The 18142-nt window shown below is 64.6% G+C and carries 17 protein-coding genes; 4 read left to right on the top strand and 13 right to left on the bottom strand.

Translation table 11 applies throughout. The features are described 5' to 3' along the window. Positions 1-48: 48 nt before the first annotated feature. From DQG17_RS13340 to DQG17_RS13375, 8 genes are all read right to left on the bottom strand, one after another. Positions 49-1338: an ABC transporter substrate-binding protein gene (locus DQG17_RS13340; RefSeq protein ID WP_116133342.1), complete on the bottom strand. Its 1290-nt coding sequence runs from the start codon at positions 1336-1338 to the stop codon at positions 49-51. 42 nt (positions 1339-1380) lie between these two features. Continuing rightward, positions 1381-2457: a branched-chain amino acid ABC transporter permease gene (locus tag DQG17_RS13345; protein WP_116133343.1), complete on the bottom strand. Its 1077-nt coding sequence runs from the start codon at positions 2455-2457 to the stop codon at positions 1381-1383. Further along, positions 2457-2708, bottom strand: coding sequence for a hypothetical protein (locus DQG17_RS13350; RefSeq protein WP_116133344.1), 252 nt, complete (start codon positions 2706-2708; stop codon positions 2457-2459). Before DQG17_RS13350 ends, DQG17_RS13345 begins: the two co-directional genes overlap by 1 nt. Positions 2709-2847: 139 nt before the next feature. Beyond that, positions 2848-3222 (bottom strand): VOC family protein, encoded by a 375-nt coding sequence (locus tag DQG17_RS13355; protein ID WP_116133345.1) that lies wholly within the window; start codon positions 3220-3222, stop codon positions 2848-2850. Next, complete coding sequence (locus DQG17_RS13360; RefSeq protein WP_198666118.1) at positions 3222-4181, bottom strand: branched-chain amino acid ABC transporter permease; 960 nt, start codon at positions 4179-4181, stop codon at positions 3222-3224. The genes DQG17_RS13355 and DQG17_RS13360 overlap by 1 nt, the downstream gene beginning before the upstream one ends. Positions 4182-4313: 132 nt before the next feature. Continuing rightward, a complete protein-coding gene (locus DQG17_RS13365; protein WP_116133346.1) occupies positions 4314-5132 on the bottom strand; it encodes an ABC transporter ATP-binding protein in 819 nt (272 codons plus the stop codon). Between the two features lie 106 nt (positions 5133-5238). After that, a complete protein-coding gene (locus tag DQG17_RS13370) occupies positions 5239-7212 on the bottom strand; it encodes an AMP-binding protein (protein WP_369908030.1) in 1974 nt (657 codons plus the stop codon). A 203-nt stretch (positions 7213-7415) separates the two neighbouring features. Continuing rightward, positions 7416-7850, bottom strand: a complete 435-nt coding sequence (locus tag DQG17_RS13375) for a hypothetical protein (RefSeq protein WP_116133347.1) — start codon at positions 7848-7850, stop codon at positions 7416-7418. Positions 7851-8240: 390 nt separating this feature from the next. Here DQG17_RS13375 and DQG17_RS13380 point away from each other — a divergent pair, with 390 nt between their 5' ends. The 3 genes from DQG17_RS13380 (at position 8241) to DQG17_RS13390 (ending at position 11403) form a co-directional block, all read left to right on the top strand. Continuing rightward, on the top strand, positions 8241-9002 hold the full coding sequence (locus DQG17_RS13380) for a L,D-transpeptidase (protein WP_116133348.1): 762 nt from the start codon (positions 8241-8243) through the stop codon (positions 9000-9002). A 176-nt stretch (positions 9003-9178) separates the two neighbouring features. After that, the gene (locus tag DQG17_RS13385) at positions 9179-9529 is read left to right on the top strand and encodes a hypothetical protein (RefSeq protein WP_157973610.1); all 351 of its coding nucleotides are present in this window, start codon (positions 9179-9181) and stop codon (positions 9527-9529) included. Then, complete coding sequence (locus tag DQG17_RS13390; RefSeq protein WP_116133350.1) at positions 9526-11403, top strand: PQQ-binding-like beta-propeller repeat protein; 1878 nt, start codon at positions 9526-9528, stop codon at positions 11401-11403. Before DQG17_RS13385 ends, DQG17_RS13390 begins: the two co-directional genes overlap by 4 nt. A gap of 58 nt (positions 11404-11461) precedes the next feature. Here DQG17_RS13390 and DQG17_RS13395 read toward each other — a convergent pair whose 3' ends face one another. From DQG17_RS13395 to DQG17_RS13415, 5 genes are read right to left on the bottom strand one after another with little or no spacing between them, the layout of a single operon-like run. After that, positions 11462-12835 (bottom strand): M20/M25/M40 family metallo-hydrolase, encoded by a 1374-nt coding sequence (locus DQG17_RS13395; protein ID WP_116133351.1) that lies wholly within the window; start codon positions 12833-12835, stop codon positions 11462-11464. Beyond that, positions 12832-13575, bottom strand: coding sequence for an SDR family NAD(P)-dependent oxidoreductase (locus DQG17_RS13400; protein ID WP_116133352.1), 744 nt, complete (start codon positions 13573-13575; stop codon positions 12832-12834). Before DQG17_RS13400 ends, DQG17_RS13395 begins: the two co-directional genes overlap by 4 nt. Continuing rightward, the gene (locus DQG17_RS13405; protein ID WP_116133353.1) at positions 13572-14612 is read right to left on the bottom strand and encodes a ketopantoate reductase family protein; all 1041 of its coding nucleotides are present in this window, start codon (positions 14610-14612) and stop codon (positions 13572-13574) included. Before DQG17_RS13405 ends, DQG17_RS13400 begins: the two co-directional genes overlap by 4 nt. Continuing rightward, on the bottom strand, positions 14609-15307 hold the full coding sequence (locus DQG17_RS13410) for a creatininase family protein (RefSeq protein ID WP_116133354.1): 699 nt from the start codon (positions 15305-15307) through the stop codon (positions 14609-14611). The genes DQG17_RS13405 and DQG17_RS13410 overlap by 4 nt, the downstream gene beginning before the upstream one ends. After that, positions 15304-16341, bottom strand: coding sequence for a GntR family transcriptional regulator (locus tag DQG17_RS13415; RefSeq protein ID WP_116133355.1), 1038 nt, complete (start codon positions 16339-16341; stop codon positions 15304-15306). Before DQG17_RS13415 ends, DQG17_RS13410 begins: the two co-directional genes overlap by 4 nt. A gap of 175 nt (positions 16342-16516) precedes the next feature. On the opposite strand from DQG17_RS13415, the gene DQG17_RS13420 reads away from it, so the two are divergent. Continuing rightward, positions 16517-18094, top strand: coding sequence for an ABC transporter substrate-binding protein (locus DQG17_RS13420; RefSeq protein WP_116133356.1), 1578 nt, complete (start codon positions 16517-16519; stop codon positions 18092-18094). Positions 18095-18142: the final 48 nt, after the last annotated feature.

Consider the following 18142-nt stretch of genomic DNA (forward strand, 5'->3'; position numbering starts at 1 on the left):
GATTTTCCGCCGCCGGTCACAGCAACCGGCGGCGAAAGGTTCAGATCCTCACTTGCAGTCCTCGTTGATCGGCCAGGGCTGGTTCTCGGCGGCGTATTCCTCCGCGGCCTTGACCTCGAGCGGCCGGATGAAGGAGGCATCGGCCTGCAGCAGGTCCGAGGACTGGACGAATCTGGTGCCGTCCCATTCCAGCATCCAGCCACCCGAATGCCCGGTGTGGTTGTCGCACGAGGTCTTGAACGGCGGCACCATTCCGGTCATGCCAAGCTCGGCCAGGCGCTCGTCCGAGATGTCGAGGTTCTCAAGCCCCCAGCGAAGCTGTTCGGGGGTGATCTCGCCGACGTCGAAATGCTGCTGCGCGGTGCGGATTCCCTCGGCCAGCATCATCGAGATGACGAGGCCGCGCTGATAGAACACGCTGTCGGGGTCCTCGGCCGTGCTGTTGCCCTTGTCATAGACGTATTGCTTGAGGTCGGCCATGATCGGCGCGTCGGGCTGCGGCATCGACCACGAGATCGAGCGATAGCCCTTGCCGGCCTCGCCCACCTGTTTCAGGTCGGCATCGTGCCCGGCCCACCAGACGCCGACGAACTGGTCCATCGGGTATTTGGTCTTGACCGCCTCGTTGATGGCGGCGGCGTTCATCGCACCCCAGCCCCACATGATGACAAAGTCGGGCCGCTCGCGGCGGATCTGCAGCCATTGGGCGGACTGGTTCTGCATCTCCTTCAAGCCGACCGGCACCAGCACCAGATCGAAGCCGTATTCCTTGGCCATGGTCTCGAGCAGCGGGATCGGCTCCTTGCCGAACGGGTGGTCGAGGTGCAGCAGCACGATCTTCTTGCCCTTGAGGCTTGCCGGATCGCCGCCCGAGATCTCGTTGAGGATCATCGAGGCACCGTCCCAGTAGGAGGCCGGCGGGTTGAACGCCCACTGGAACACCGCGCCATCCGACATCGGCGAAAAGCCATAGCCCGGCGCCAGGATCGGGATCTTGTCGACGTTGGTCTTGGGCAGCACCTGCAGGGTGATGCCGGTCGACCAGGGCTGGGTCACCACCGCATCGGCCTTGGTGCGCTCATAGCATTCGACGCCCTTTTCGGTCGAATAGCCGGTCTCGCATTCCTCGAAGTTGATCGCGACGCCGCCGATGCCGCCATCGCGCGCGTTCAGCAGCGCCATGTAGTCCTTCTGCCCGTCCATGATCGGCGTGCCGGTGGCGGCGAAAGGCCCGGTGCGATAGGCGAGGTTCGGGGTATAGATCCCCTCGGCCAGCGCCGCCCCGCCCAACACCAGGCCGACCGCCGTGGCCATTGCCAGTTCTTGCCAGGTCTTCATCGTGTTCCTCCCTGATGATCCCGTTTCGGTTTTTGCCGGACCCTAGTGCGGGAACGGCCAGATGATGAGTTTCTCGCGGATCAGCCGCCAGAGCTGTGCCAGGCCATGCGGTTCGATGATCAGGAAAAAGATGATCAGCGAGCCCACGATCATGGTGTTCAGATGTTCGATCAGCGCCGATTCCACCTGAATCCCCAGCGCGCTCGGCAGGGTGCCGAGCAGCACGGGAAGCCCGACGATCAGGATCGCGCCGAGGTAATTGCCAAGGATCGACCCGAGCCCGCCGATGATGGCGATGAACAGAACCCGGAAGCTCAGCGGTATGTCGAACAGGTTCGGCTCGGCCGCGCCGCGCCACATGAAGACGAAAAGCGCCCCCGAGACGCCGACGATATAGGACGAGATCGCGAAGGCGGTCAGCTTCGAGCGCATGAGGTTGATGCCGATCAGCTCGGCCGCGATGTCCATGTCGCGCGTGGCCTTCCAGGTCCGTCCCAGATTGCCGCGGGTCAGGTTGATCGTCACCCAGGTCAGCAGCGTGACGATGGCAAGCACCAGATAATACTGGGTGACGGACGCCGCCTGCGGACCCGAGACATAGATCCCGAAGATCTCGAGGTTCGGCACCTGGATCGCGCCCGAGGCATTGTCGTTGTAAAGCCAGGACCACTTCTCGAACAGCCAGACCAGAAAGAACTGCGCGGCGAGCGTCGCGATGGCGAGATAAAAGCCCTTGATGCGCAGGCTCGGGATGCCGAAGGCGACACCGACCCCGGCCGAGAACACCCCCGACAGAAGGATCGCGATGATCGGGTTCATCCAGGGCATCAGCGTCACGAGCTTGTAGCAGGCATAGGCCCCGACCCCCATGAAGGCGCCGGTGCCCAGGCTCAGCTGACCCGCATAGCCGGTCAGGATGTTCAGCCCCAGTGCCGCGAGCGAATAGATCAGGATCGGTGTCAGCAGGGTCTGGAACGTGAACTCTGTCGCGGTGAAGGGGAACACCACCCAGGCGAAGACCAGGATCAACCCCAGCAGGAAGGCATCCTGCTTGATCGGGAACAGCCCCTGATCCGCCCGGTAGGTGGTCTTGTACTGACCGGCGGTGCGATAGAGCATCAGTTGGATCCCCCGGTGTCGCGGTACTGTTCCGGCACCGCCTTGTTGGGCCGTTTGGCATAGCCCGTCCGCTCGCTGTAGCGCACCAGCCAGAGATAGGCCCAGATGCCGGCGCCGGCGCCAAGTGCTGCCAGCAGCATCGCGACCACGACATGGCCTCTGGTGCCGCTGTCGGCGGTCAGCGCCAGATAGCCGAACGCCCAGAAGCCAGCCCAGGCCACGACATTCAGGATTGCAATCAGCTTGGCCAAGCCCGTTTCCTCCCCAGACATTTCCCAATTCGATGACGACATGCAAAACCTCCGCCGCTTGCGGTCGCGCAGGGCGGGGCGAGCCCCGGCCCATGGCCGACGACACCCGCACTGCGCCCTGCGGCGCGGGACAGGGGCGTCACGCCTGCCAAGCCGTCGCCTCCGCGTTGAAATCGTCGGTTTCGGCGGGGATCACGCAAAACCGGTGACCGGTCGGCGCCTCCATGACCACCCAGGATCGCACCTTGCGGATCTGTCGGGCGCCGAGCGCCTCCAGCCGCGCGACCTCGGCCTCGATGTCGTCAGTCTCGATGTCGAGATGCACGCGGCTTTGATGCTCGACCTTCTGAACCTCGACATGCAGGCCGCGCTGGGCGTCGAGGACGACGTACTTGCCCCGCTCCTTGTCGCGCTGGGCGGAGCCGAGCGCCGCCGACCAGAAATCGGCCGCGGCATCGAGATCCTCGGTCTCGCAATCTATGATGAACCCGGCCAGCCGGCTGCGATGTGTCATCAGACCCTCTCGATGATCTTTTCGCCGAACAGGCCCTGCGGGCGGAACAGCAGCACGACCAGCGCCAGCACATAGGCGAACCAGCTTTCGGTATTGCCGCCCAGCAGCGGCCCGCCCCAGTAGATCTCGAACATCTTTTCGAGCATGCCGATCATCAGCCCGCCGATGATCGCGCCGGTGATCGATTCAAGCCCGCCCAGCATCAGCACCGGCAGCGCCTTGTAGGCGATGACCTCGAGCGCAAAGCTGACACCCGCGCGGCTGCCCCAGGCGATGCCGGTGACAAGCGCGATGATGCCGGCGATGAACCAGACCAGCACCCAGACCGTCTGCAGCGAGATCCCGACCGACAATGCCGCCTGATGGTCGTCCCCCAGCGCCCGGATCGCCCGGCCCATGCGGGTGCGGTTGAGAAACAACAGCAGCGCGATCACCAGCAGTGCGGCCACGATCACCGCCGTGATGTCGATATGTTGCAGGATCAGCAGCCCGCCGAAGGGTTCGAGCACCAGATCGCCGGTCGGGATGCCAAGTTCCGAAGTGATCATCACCTTGTTCGCGCCGCCAAAGACGATTTCGCCAAGGCCGATCAGGAACAGCGTGATCCCGATTGTCGCCATGAACAGGATCAGGTCGGGCTGGCCGACCAGCGGACGCAGCACCACACGTTCGATGGTCACGGCAAGCCCGAACATGACCGCAAGCGTCAGCGCGACCGAGATCCAGGCCGGCACGCCCATCTCGTGCAGCCCGACAAGGGTCAACGCCGCGAAGACGACCATGATCCCTTGGGCAAAGTTGAAGATCCGGCTGGAGCGATAGATCAGCACGAAGCCAAGCGCGATCAGCGCATAGAGCACGCCCGATACCAGCCCCTCCCACAGCACCTGCATCAGGAAGTCGGGCGCCGCGACCATGTCGGCGAAGGGCGCGATGAAGATCTTGTTCAGGATTTCCATGGTTCCCCTCTCCGGCGGGTGTTGAGGTTGGCGCCGGCGTCGGGCCAGGAAACGTTGCGACAGCCAAGCCAGATGCAGGCGGTTCCCGCCCCAAAGCCAAGCCAGCCGCCCGGCGGCTGCGGAAGCGGGCGCTCAACCATGAGCTACCCCCAGATAGGCGTCGATCACCTCCTGGTTGTTGCGCACTTCCTCGGGCGTGCCGTCGCCGATCTTCTTGCCGTAATCCATCACGACGACCCGGTCGGACAGGTCCATGACCACGCCCATGTCGTGTTCGATCAGCGCGATGGTGGTGCCGAATTCGTCGTTCACGTCGAGGATGAAGCGGCTCATGTCTTCCTTCTCTTCGACGTTCATGCCCGCCATCGGTTCGTCGAGCAGCAAGAGCGAGGGTTCGGCCGCCAGCGCGCGGGCCAGTTCGACCCGCTTTTTCAGCCCATAGGGCAGGCGGCCGACCGGTGTCTTGCGGATCGCCTGGATCTCGAGGAAGTCGATGATCTTCTCGATCTGCTCGCGGTTGTGGATCTCTTCCTGCTCGGCCACGCCGCGCCAGATCGCCTGCCGCCAGATCGGCGCCTTCATCTTGGTCAGCCGGCCGGTCATGACGTTGTCGAGAACCGTCATGCCCTCGAACAGCGCGATGTTCTGGAATGTCCGGCCGACTCCCATGCGGGCGACCTCATAAGGCTTCATCGCGGGCCGGAGTGCCCCCTTGTAGCGGACCTCGCCTTCCTGCGGGTGATAGAAGCCCGAAATCACGTTCAGCATCGAGGATTTGCCGGCGCCGTTCGGCCCGATGATCGCGCGGATCTCGCCCTCGCGGATGTCGAAACTGATGTCCTTGATCGCCACCACGCCGCCAAAGCGCAGGGTGATGTTCTTCATCTCCATCAGCACGCCGCCGATCTGGCGGCCGTCCTCGGTGACATAGGGGTCAGCGGGCACGCTCATTGCGGTCCTCCCCGGCCCGCAGCCTTTTGCGCCGGACCCTTGCTTGCGGTGAAAATTCGCGGCCGTCGACGCCGGGCCAAAATCGCATCCATCCCTCGCCCCGCGCTCATTCCGCCGCCGCCTTCATCGGTCGCTGCGCGACGGTCGCTGCGTCGATCACCGCCAGTGTCGCCTTGATCGCGCCCTTGCGGCCGTCCTCATAGGTCACTTCGGTGACAGTCGAGACACTGTCCGAGCCGTCATAGAGCGCCGCAATCAGGTCGGCGTATTTCTCGGCGATCACGCTGCGGCGCACCTTGCGGGTGCGGGTCATTTCGCCGTCGTCGGCGTCGAGTTCCTTGTGCAGCACCAGAAAGCGGTGGATCTGGCAGCCCGACAGCATGGCGTCCTGCGCGACGGATCGGTTGACCTCTTCGACATGGGTGCGGATGGTTTCCAGCACCTTCGGGTGGCCCGCCAGCTCCTGATAGGAGGCATAGGCGATATTGTTGCGCTCGGCCCAGTTGCCGACCGCGGTCAGGTCGATGTTGATGAAGGCGGTGCACATCTCACGGCCGTTGCCGAAGACCACGGCCTCCAGGATGTCGGGATAGAACTTCAGCTTGTTCTCGACATATTTCGGCGCAAACATCTGCCCGTCGGCCATCTTGCCCACATCCTTGGCGCGGTCGATGATGCGCAGATGCCCGGTGTCGGGTTCGAAGAACCCGGCATCGCCGGTCGCGACCCAGCCTTCGGGGTTCTTGGTCGAGGCGGTGCTTTCGGGGTTCTTGTAGTATTCGACGAAGGTGCCGGGCGAGCGATAGAAGATCTCGCCATTGTCGGCGATGCGGATCTCGACCCCGGGCGAGGTGACGCCGACCGTATCGGGGCGCACCTCGTTGTCGGGCTGCTGGGCGATGAAGACGCTGGCCTCGGTCTGGCCGTAAAGCTGCTTCAGGTTGATCCCGAGCGCGCGATAGAAATCGAAGATCTCGGGTCCGATCGCCTCGCCGGCGGTATAGCCGACCCGCACCTTGGAAAAGCCGAGCGCATTTTTCAGCGGCCCATAGATCAGGAATTCGCCGAGGGCATAGCGCATCCGGTCGATCGCGTTCACCGGCTTGCCGTCGAGGATCGCCGGGCCGATCCGGCGGGCCAGCGCCAGATAATGCCGGAATAGCGCGCGTTTGACCGCGCTTGCGTCCTCCATGCGGATCATCACGCTGGTCAGCTGGGTTTCAAACACCCGCGGCGGCGCAAAGTAATAGGTCGGCGCGATCTCGCGCAGGTCGGTCATCATGGTTTCTGCCGACTCGGGGCAGTTCACGCAAAACCCGTTCCAGAACGCCTGTCCGACCGAAAAGATGAAATCCCCGACCCAGGCCATCGGCAGATAGGCGAGGATCTCTTCCTTGACGCCCAGCCGGTCGAATTCCGACGAATTCTTCGAGGTCTCGATGATATTGCGGTTCGACAGCACCACGCCCTTCGGCTTGCCGGTCGTGCCCGAGGTATAAAGCATGACGCAGGTGCTGTCATAATTCAGCTCCGCCTCGCGCTTGTGCATCTCTTCTTCGAGGCGGTAATGCGCGACCCGGCCTTCTTCGCGCACATCATGCAGCCAGTTCATATGGGTGTGGTCGTATTTCCGCATCCCGCGCTTGTCGTTGTAAAGCACGTGTTCGATCTGGTGCAGACGCTCCTGCACGTCGATCACCTTGTCGACCTGCTCCTGATCGCCGCAGACCACAAACCGGGCGCCGCAGTGTTCGAGAACATAGGCCATCTCTTCGGTGACCGCGTCCTGATAGAGCGGTACCGGGACCGCCCCGCACATCTGTGCTGCGACCATCGCCCAGTAATGCGCCGGGCGGTTGCGGCCGATGATGGCGACATGATCGCCACGGTCCATTCCGAGCGCCAGAAATCCCATGGCAAGCCATTCGATCTCGGCCAGCGCCTCGGCCCAGGTCCAGCTTTGCCAGATCCCGTATTCCTTCTCGCGATAGGCAGTTCGCCCTGCAAATTCCAAGGCATTGCGTCGCAAGAGCGCAGGCACGGAACGCAGCTCACCCGTGGGTGTTGTGATCGCCTCCAATGATGTCCTCCCCTTGGTACCATTTGCCGGCACCGCGCCTTTTCGGCGTATTCCGCCAATATAGCCCGGTGAATCGGTGGCCGGTCAAATATTTTTTGAACGAACGTTCAAATAATTTCGGCGCATCGAATTTTCGGGACGGATCTCGACTGCCAAAGCCTGGACCGGCGTCGCCAAGGTTCCGCAGCGGCAATGTCAGGCGGCTAGCAGACCGGCGTGCCGGGGGGGACGGTGGGGCCATTGCCGATGATGGGGCCGAGCACGAAGGCAAGCGGGGGCGGGGTGCGCGAGGCGGAAACCACGTGCGGATCGCAGGACAGAAAGCTGGCAGCAAATGCGGCCAGCACGGCAGGATCGGCATCGGGCGCAACCCCGCAGTAAAGCTCCACCCCGCGGCGGGACAGCACGAACAGGGCCGCGCATTGCGCGTCGCAGCCGCCAAGGAACGTCACGCCGGACATGCCGAAATCGGGCGCCGCCGAGCGCGCGATGGCGCCGGTCATGGCAAGCGCCCGGGCAGTGTCGAGCGCTGCGGCACATTCCTCGCCGCTGCGCCGGCAGGTCGTGCAGAGGAAGGTGAAGTCCTTCACGTCAAAATCGGCGCGCCCGAAAGAATGCGACTCTGGCTGATCGGTCACTGGCATACTCCTCCCCTGGCATCTCGATCGGGCGTTCAGTGACCGGACCGCGGGTTTGCCGCTGCGGTGGCCGCATGCCATTTCGGGCGCCGAATCGATCTCCCGATTCTTGAATGAGGCCGGATCGTTTCACAGACAATGAAATATTCCGAAAATATCCCTGTCGCGGCGTCTGGCGGGCTGGATTCCGTCTGCCGGGCCGTCAGGGGTTGCGGGCTGGGCGCAGTGTGGCGTGAATCGGCAGGATCGCGCCAAGCGCGCTTGCCGCGGGGCAAGGAAAGACCGCACCATGGCGGGCGACGACCACGAGGCCAGCGCGCACCCCGTTGAAGAAATCCGGTGCGCTGTCTTTGCCCGTGGTACCCAACCGAAGACAACCGGAGGCCCAGCATGAAGAAACGACAACGAACCGCGGTCCCGATCCTGCTTGCCGCGCTGGCCGGCCTTGCTGCCTGCGCGACGCCCCAGTCGGACACCGTTACAAGGTCGGGACCGATCCTGGCCTCGACCGCCGATCTTGGCGCGCCGGTTCGGATGAAATACGCGGCGATTCAGGACGGCGATATCGTTGTGCCTGCGGTCGATCCCAAATACCTCTCCGCCGACAAGGCGCGCCAGGAGGTGACCTATTGGAGCGACGAGCCGGCGGGCACGATCATCGTCGATCCATGGGAGCATCGGCTCTATCTGGTCGAAGGCGACGACAAGGCGATCCGGTATACCGTAGCCGTCGGCAAGGCGGGGCGCGGTTTCTCCGGCAATGCCAGGGTCGCCTATCAGCGTGAATGGCCGCGCTGGACACCGACGAAAAACATGCTTGCCTCGGATCCCGAGCTCTATGGCCCGGTCAGGGCCGGTCTCGAGGGGGGGCTCGAAAACCCGCTTGGCGCGCGGGCGCTCTATCTCTATCGCGGCGGCAAGGATACGCGCTACCGCATCCACGGCACCTATGCCGAATGGAGCATCGGTCAGGCGACCTCGGCGGGCTGCATCCGGCTGTTCAATCAAGACAGCATCGACCTTGCCTCCCGTGTGGAACCCGGAACCAAGGTGATCGTGTTGCCGCAATCCGAAGCCGGCAAGGGCACTGTTCCCCCCGGGCAGGTGCCGGTTCTGACGGCGGCCATGCTTGGGTCCGACCCGCAAGGCTAGGCTAGGCTAGGCAGGGCCAGGACGGTGCGGGGCGGCGCTGGCGGTCGGACTGTCAATGCCGCCGCCCCGCCGCAGGAATTCGCGGCTATCCCCGACCAGGGCACTTCTATTGCAATACCTTCGTGGTCGCGCTCTAGTGTGTCCTGCGAACAGGAAATCAAAAATCGGGGACCCCCATGCGAATGGCATTTCTGCTGGTTGCGATCTGCGGAGCCTTGGCCTGCGGCATCGTGCTCTGGGCCTATTTCACGCCGATGACGGGCATCACCGGCACCGCGGGCGCGGCACTTGCGGCCTTTGGCGGCGGCATGGTCGCGCTTGGCGCTCTGCTGAAGGCCGCGGCCCCGGGGCCCGGCGGCTTTGCGGCATTGCTGAGCGTGCTGCTGTTTCTCGGCATTCTCGGCACCGGTGCGGCGGCCTATTTCCTGATGCAGTTCGTGGCACTGGGGTTGATGGGGGTGGCCCTGCTTGCCTGGGTCGCCGGCGTCTCGCGCGTTGCCAGACTGGACCGCGGGGCTATCGCATGATCCGCCGCCATGCCCGAATGCTCGCGCTCGCCGCGTTGCTGCCTGTCGCCGCAACGGCCGAGGATGCCGTCTGGGACACGTTCAACGGAACGCTTGCCGCAACCAAATACTCGCCCGTCACCAGTTTCACGCCCCAGTCCGTCGGCAAGCTGAAACAGGCATGGTCGATCCATACCGGCGATCTGGCCGATGGTAGCGGCACCCTGCCCGAGACGATCTGGTCGGCGACGCCGATCTATGCCAACGGGCTGATCTATGTCGGAACGCCGTTCTACCGGATCCTCGCGCTCAACCCCGCGACGGGCGAGCAGGTCTGGAGCTTTGACACCCAGACCGAACTTGCCCCGCTGACCCAGCCGGGGCTGAAGAACCGCGGCGTCGCCTATTGGGACAGCGGCGAGACCGGCACCTGCGGCAAGCGTATCTTCATGGGAACGATGGACGCCCATCTGTTTGCCGTGGACGCGGATACCGGCACGCCCTGCGCGGATTTTGCCGATGGCGGGTCGCTGAACGTCAACCAGTGGAACACGGTCAACGACGTCTTCCCGTTCTCGCTGCTGCAGCCACCGACAATCCATGACGACACGCTGTTTCTTGGCTGGGCCGGCATGGACTGGGCGTTCTCCGAGGCGCCGCCGGGCAATGTACTGGCCATCGACGCGCGGACCGGCGCGTTGAAATGGGAGGCAAGCTTCATCCCCGAGGAGATCCGGCCAAAGACCGGAACCGCCAATGTCTGGGCCTCGATGTCGGTCGATACCGAACGCGACCTGCTGTTCGTGCCGGTCAGTTCGCCGAGCCCGAATTTCTGGGGCGGAAACCGGCTCGACCCGATCCCGATGGCAACTTCGGTGACGGCGCTCGATACCAACACCGGCAATGTGGTCTGGAGCTACCAACTCGTCCGTCACGACATATGGGATTATGACACCAACGCCGCACCGACCCTGATCGACATCGAAAAGGACGGGCAGACCATCCCGGCGCTGATCCAGACCACCAAGCAGGGAATGCTCTATGTGCTGAACCGCGAGACCGGCGAGCCGATCTTCCCGGTCGAGGAGCGGGCCGTTGCCGCCTCGGATGCAGAGGGCGAAAAGGCCGCCGCGACGCAGCCGTTCGACACCTGGCTTGAACCGACCAACGATGCCGACGCGATGCCGCCGGTGTTCTGGCTGGCCGATCTGGTCTCGCTCGGACAATGCAGCCGCGATCGCGAGACCTATCGCTACGAGGGGCTTTACACCCCGCCCAGCGAGACCGGGACGCTGGCCTATCCTTCGACTGCCGGCGGGATGCAATGGGGCGGCGGCGGCTATGACCCGGTCAACCAGAAGTTCTATGTCAATTCCTCGGTGGCGGTGCAGCTGTACAAGCTGATCCCGCGCGCGGAATATCAGGACAAGGGCAGCGGGGCCGAGCAGGGCTATTATCCGCAGAAGGATGCGCCCTATGGCCTGCTGCTGGAAAACTGGCTCAACTGGGCCGGGATGCCCTGCTGGTCGCCGCCCTACGGGTATCTGTCGGCCTATGATCTGAGGACCGGCAAGCTCGACTGGCGCGAGCCTTTCGGGCGGGTCCAGCAATGGGGCTTTTACATGCCGCCTTCCTGGGGATCGCCCACGATCGGCGGGCCGGCGGTGACGGCCGGCGGCGTGATCTTCATCGGGGCGTCGATGGATTCGCGGGTGCGCGCCATCGACGCCGCGACGGGAAAAGAGCTCTGGTCCGATCTGGTGCAGGCGCCCGCAGTTGCGACGCCCGCGGTCTTTACCCACGAGGGCCGGGACTATGTGGTCTTTGTCGCTGGCGGCAACCCAATCCTGAAGCCGGAGGTGGGCGACCAGGTGGTTGCCTATACCCTGCCATAGAAGTCCTGCGGCGCCCTTCGGGGTGCCGCATCGCCTGCGGGCATCGCCGCGGCGCAGGCTATCGCATCGCGCCCAGCCGGGTCAGCAGCCGCGCCCAGGCGATCAGCCCGGTGCGGAAGCTCGATAGCCGGAAGAACTCGTTCGGCGCGTGGTAGTCCTCGTCCGCCGTGGAAAACGAAAAGAACACCGTACCCGCGCCCAGATGCCGGGCAAAGATCGCCCCGATGGGGATCGTCGCCCCCATGGCAACGCGCAACGGGCGCTGGCCCAGCAGCTCCTCCAGCACGTCTTCGGCAAGCGACAGGCCCGGTTGGTCGGGGTCGAGCGCGAAAGCGGCGGATCCCGGGCCATGGCGGGCGATCGACAATTGGTAGCCAGTGGGCAGGTGCCCCCGCAGGTGCGCCTCGATTGCATCGACCACCGCATCCGGATCCTGCCCGGCGACCAGCCGGCAGGTGATCTTGGCCGTGGCATCGGATGGAATGACGGTCTTGGTGCCGCTGCCGGCATAGCCGCCTGAAATGCCGTTGAACTCCAGCGTCGGGACCAGCCATTGCCGGGTCAGCAGGTCTGTCCCGGCTGGCAGCGGGTCGGGGCGAGGTGCGCCGATTGCATCGAAATAGCCGCCGCTTTTGAAATCGACGCTGCGGATCGCGGCCTCGATCAGCGGGTCGGGGGGCGTCGCGCCCTCGGCAAAGCCCGGCACGGCGACATTTCCCTCGCCGTCATGCAGCGAGGCGAGCAGTGCCACCAGAACCCGGATCGGATTCGGGGCCGAGCCACCATGGCGCCCCGAATGCAGATCCTTGCCCGCGCCCGCCACGGTCACGTCAAACGCCACGAGCCCGCGACTTGCCACGGTGACCGAGGGCAGGTCGGCCCGCCACATCGCACCATCGGCCGAGACCACCAGATCGCAGCTTAGCCGATCCTTCAGCGCCGCGACTGTCGGTTCGAAATTCGGGCTGCCGCTTTCCTCCTCGCCCTCGATCAGGAACTTGATGTTCAGCGGCGGCTGGCCCGCGACCTCTGAAAAGGCGCGGACGACGAACAGGGCAATGGCAAGCGGCCCCTTGTCGTCCGAAACCCCGCGGCCATAGAGCCTGTCGTCGCGCACCTCGGGCACGAAGGGCGGGCTGAGCCATTTGTCGAGCGGATCGGGTGGCTGAACGTCATAATGGCCATAGACGAGGATGGTCGGCGCGGCCGGATCGACGATCCATTCGGCAAGGATGCAGGGGTTGCCCGCGGTCGGGATCTGTTCGACCGCCGGAAAACCGGCGTGGCGCAGCGCGTCCGCCACAAAGCCCGCCGCGCGTGCGATTTCGGCGCTATAGGCAGGGTCGGCGCTGAGGCTTTCAATCCGAACAAAGTCCTCGATGAAGGCCACGCCCTCGGCCTCGTGCGCCTTCAGCCAATCCTCGACCGTCATTTGCCGCCATCGACGCCAAGCGTTTCGCCGGTGATCCAGCCCGATTCTTCGGCCGCAAAGAACAGCACCGCGTTGGCGATGTCCTCGGACCGGCCAAGACGGCGCATGGCGATCCGGTCCAGCAGCGCCTGCTGCCCGGCCGCGCCCATGGCGTCCCACTGCTGTTCCGTCGTCGGGTTCGAACGCACGAAACCGGGGGCGACGCAGTTGACGGTGATCCCGAAGGGGCCGAGTTCATGGGCAAGTTGCCGGGTCAGGCCGATCTGGCCGGCCTTGGCACTGGCATAGGCCTGGATACCGGTCAGGCTGACGCCGCGGCCCGCGCCGCTGGAGATATTGACCACGCGTCCCCAACCGGCGGCCTTCATCGTCGGCGCGACGGCTTGCGTCGCAAAGAAGCTGCCCGAAAGGTTGGCGTCGAAGATCACCTGCCAGTCCTGTGGCGAGATTTCCTCGATAGGCCGGCCGACCTGACCCCGCACGCCACCGGCGCAATTGACAAGGATCTCGGCGCCAAGCCCGGAGAGCGCGGCCTGAACCGCCCCATGATCGCCCATATCGACCGCCAGCGTCTGCAGGCGGTCACCTCCAGAGGTGGCGGTTTCTGCCAACCCCTCGGCGTTGATATCGACCGCGTGAACCCGCGCACCGCGTTCGACAAAGGCGAGTGCTATGGCGCGGCCGATGCCGTGGGCGGCGCCGGTCACGACGACGGTGCGGTTTTCGAAATTGCGGTTCATGCGCTGGCCCCTTCCTGTCCGTCCAGCACGGCGAGGTTCGCCATCGACAGGCCGCGCGTGCCATCCTCGATCTCGCGGATCAAGGCGATCAGCCGCCGGGTCAGGGGGGTCGGCACGCCAAGGCGCTGACCCTCGGACACGATCGGGCCAAGCTGCGCCTCGACCTCGGTCTTGCGTTTGCGGATCGCCAGATCGCGCCAGATGCCCGAATGGCTTTTGCTCGAGGTTCGGTTGTGCGCGACCATCTCGGCGAAGGATGCATCGACCAGCGATTGCGGGGCGCCGGGCATGAAGGCCTCGGGGTCGAAGCCGTTGAAGCCCTCGGTCCGGATGCCGCGTTCGGTGGCGACCGAGCCGACCTCCTGGCCAAGCCGGGTCAGCACGTCGCGTGCCTCGGCCGCGTCGAGCACATCGGCGATGCTGTCGTCGGTCAGCGCCGTGGCGAACAACAGCGCGCCATAGACCAGCTTGCCCCAGAGATAGCCCCAGATATTGTCGGTCAGCACCGCGTCGGGCTCGAATTCCTGCATCAGGCCGTGCAGGGCCGTGATGCGTGGCGTCGTGCGGTTGTCGATCTCGCCCACCACCACGGCTCCCTTGCCGCTGTAGTGAACGACGCCGGGGGAAAGGTAATCGGCGCCGAAGTTGACAAAGCAGCCGATGGTCCGGCCTTCGCCCACAGCCTCGGAAATCGCGATTTCGTTCAGCCCGTTCTGGGCCGATACGACCATGGCGTCCGGGGTCAGGTGCGGGGCAAGTTCGGTGATCGCGCCGCGGGTATGCAGCGCCTTCACGCAGAGAAAGGTAAGCCCGAACCGGCCTTCGAGTTCTTCGGGGGTGAAGGCCGGGGCCTGCACGGTTGCGGTCCAGAGCGGACCTTCGATCCGCAGACCATTGGCGCGGATCGCTGCCACATGATCGACGGCATTGTCGACAAAGACCACCTCGTGACCCGCGCGCAGGAAGGCGGCCCCAAGCGTGCCGCCGATGGCGCCAGCGCCCCAGATCAGGATCGGCCCTGCGGGCAGCGCGGTCATTCCCAGGGTCCCTGCATCATCGCGCGGGTCTCGGTCACGCCGGTGTTCCAGACCGCCAGCATGTCCTCGTCTGGGCGTTGATAGAGACCGCCGAAGTTGCCATCGCCCAGATAGGCGCGGACCTTCTCGGGGTCCATCGCGCGCATCCGAGCAAGATCGATCATCGGTTTCTTCTGGGTCGGATAGTCACGGGCAAGTCGCGTCCAGGGAAAGTTCTCCATCCACGAGGCGTGGCTGGCGACCGGGTCGATTTCCTGGACCTTTGCGAAGGTCTGCGGCGCGTTCCACCAGTTGTGAAACTTGACCGAGGTGCCGGGATGGTCGGCCATCCACTCGATGGCGAGGCTGCCGGCGGGCTGGTTGCCGCCATGCCCGTTGACGATGAAGATCCTGCGAAAGCCCTGATGGTAAAGTCCGTCAAGGATATCGCGCACGACGCTGACATAGGTTTCGATGCGCAGGCTGATCGTGCCTGGGTAGGCGACGAAATAGGGCGTCACGCCATAGGCCAGGACCGGAAATACCGGGATCCCCAGCGGTTCGGCCGCCTCGATCGCAATGCGTTCGGACAGGATCGAGTCGACCGACAGCGACAGACCGGCGTGTTGTTCGGTGCTCCCCAGCGGCAGAACGGCAAGATCGTCGGTCTTCAGATAGGCCTCGACCTGTTCCCATCCCATGTCGGCGATTTTCATGATGCTTCCTTGCTTGTCTGGATCGGTTCGGTCCGAGGCGGGTTTTCGCCGCCCGGCAGGATATGCGGGCGCACGGCGGTCTCGACATCGCCCGGATCGGGCATGTGCAGATATTCGATGCGCGTCGCTTCAGCGGGGGCGAGGTCGGCGGCAGATTCGGCACCGGTCGAGAACACCAGCACGTCGCAGCGCGCGACATGGGCGGCAAGGTCGGACGCGTCGATATCGAGCGCGGTGACATCCTGCACATGGGGCGCGAAACGGCGCACGCCGAGCTCCAGGACCGGCAGGAAATCGGCAAAGCGCGAGACGACGACCATTCGCGTCATCGGACGGACTGCGGCCAGCGCCATGCGGGTGGTCTCGGCGGGGATGAAGCGGACGGCGACGACGGGGCGGTTCGGCGCAATCCGGCCAAGACGGTCGCGCAGGCTTGCGAAGGTCACGATCAGGTCGGCGGACTGCAGCGCCTCGGCCGCCGAGCGTTCCGCCTCGGGGTCGTCGGGCGCCAGCACCAGTGCAGACACCATGGCGCCATCGCCAAGCTGTTCGGTCAGCCGGGCGGCATAGCTCAGGGTTGCGGCCTCGAACAGGCCGACCATGAAGACACGCGGCCGCGCGGCCTCGGCAAGCCGGTGGATCGTGCGGGCATTGAGGATCGCCGAGATGTCGGAGGCATCGAGCCCGGCTGTGCGCAGGCGGTCGACCAGCACATCGACCCCGGCCGCGATGGCGCTGACCCGCCGGTCGGCGCCAAGGCGTGCCAGCCGCGAGTGGGCGACATAGGTACCCGATCCGACCTGCGCTTCCAGCAGGCCCTCGGCCTTCATCTCGGTATAGGTCTTGGCCACGGTCGCAGGGGCCACGCCAAGTGCCTCGGCCATGTCGCGGACCGAGGGCAGGGGGCTGCCGATGGCAAGACGGCCGCTCGAGATCGCATGAATCAGGTGGGCGCGGATCTGCTGGCCAAGCGGAATTGCCAGGTTGCGGTCGACCTTGCTCAGGCTGCGGGCGCTGCCCTCTTTTGTCTGCATAATTAATACACTTTTCGCGGACTTACTGAACGTTATGGCCTATTATCTTCAGGCTAACCCCGATTTCCAGAGAATTGTATCATTGACCTGCAACTATTTTTGGGAAGTGTGTTGTGAAGGTATAACGATCTCGCCTTGAGGCGGGGCTCGAAATTTCGCCATCAGGAGGGTGAACATGAAGACGATCTCGCTGACTGCCGTATCGGTGGCCGCACTTTTCGCGGTCACGCTTGCCGCCGAGGCTCAGGAGCGCGGCGGCGTGATGACCTATGGTCGTTACGCCGACAGCCTGTTCCTCGACCCGGTGCTGAACGACGCCAACGTCGACATCTGGATCCTGTCGAACATGTACGACACGCTGTTGCTGCCCTCGGCCGACGGCAAGGGGGTAGAGCCGGGGCTGGCGACCGAATGGTCGGTGGCCGACGACGCCATGTCGGTGACGCTGACCCTGCGCGACGGCATCAAGTTCTCGGACGGCACACCGATCACGGTCGAAGACGTGGTCTGGTCGCTCGATCGCGCGCGCAATCCCGACAACGGCATCTGGAACTTCCTGCTCGCCTCGGTGGCCTCGGTCGAGGCGCCGGACGACAAGACCGTCAAGTTGGTGCTGAGCCAGCCGGACCCGGCCATCGAGGCCGCCCTGACGGTGTTCAATGCCGCCATCATGCCCAAGGCCGCCTTCGAGGCGATGCCGGGCGACACCGATGCGGCCAAGGCCGAAGCCTTCGCCAAGGCGCCCATCGGCTCTGGCCCCTTCGTGCTGACAAGCTGGGATCGCGGTTCCAAGATGGAGCTGGTGCGCAACGAATACTACTGGGCCGAAGGTGCCGACGGCAAGCCGCTTCCCTATCTTGACGGGCTGACCTTCGAGGTCATTCCTGACGACGCAACCCGCATCCTGCGCCTGCAGTCGGGCGAGATCGACGGCGCGGAACTGATCCCGTTCTCGCGGGTCAACGAACTGGATGCGGCGCCCGGCATCAACATGGAACTCTTCCCTTCGACCCGGGTGCAATACGTGACGCTGAACGTGCGCCCCGAGATCGCCGGCAAGGAAAACCCGCTGTCCGACCCGAAGGTCCGCGAGGCGATGAATTATGCGGCCAACAAGATGGCCATCATTCAGGTCGTGACCTATGGCGTCGGCACGCCGATGCAGACGTTCATGTCGTCCGCCACGCCGCTCGCGGCATCGAACGGACCGCTCTATCCCTATGATCTCGACAAGGCGAAGGCGCTGATCGCCGAGTCGGGCTATCCCGACGGTTTCTCGACCTCGATCCTCGTGCTGGCGGGCAACCAGGACGAGATCGGTATCGCCACCGCGCTGCAACAGATGTGGAGCCAGATAGGCGTCAAGCTGGAGATCCTGCAGGTCGACAATGCCACGCGGACCCAGGAATATCGCGACGGCACCTTCGACATGCGCGCCGCGGCCTGGACCAACGACATCGCCGATCCGGGCCAGATCACGTCCTATTTCGCCTATTCGCCGACCATCGACGCGCTGCACAGCGGCTGGAAAAGCGACGAGGTCGATACCCTGTTCGTCGCCTCGCAAAGCGAGATCGACCCCAAGGTCCGCGCCGAGCAATATGCCCGCATCCAGGAGATCTTCAACACCACCGGCCCGACTGTCCCGCTTTACGAAACGCCCTATCCGGTGGCCCTGCAGGACAGCGTGCATGGCTTCGTGCAGATCCCGCTTGGCAACAACATCTTCCGCGAAACCTGGCTGGAAAAGTAACAGTGTCGAGGAATGCGGGCGCGCTTGCGCCCGCGCTTTCCCAAATGC

Source organism: Tropicimonas sp. IMCC34043 (assembly GCF_003390845.1).
Classification (GTDB): domain Bacteria; phylum Pseudomonadota; class Alphaproteobacteria; order Rhodobacterales; family Rhodobacteraceae; genus Tropicimonas.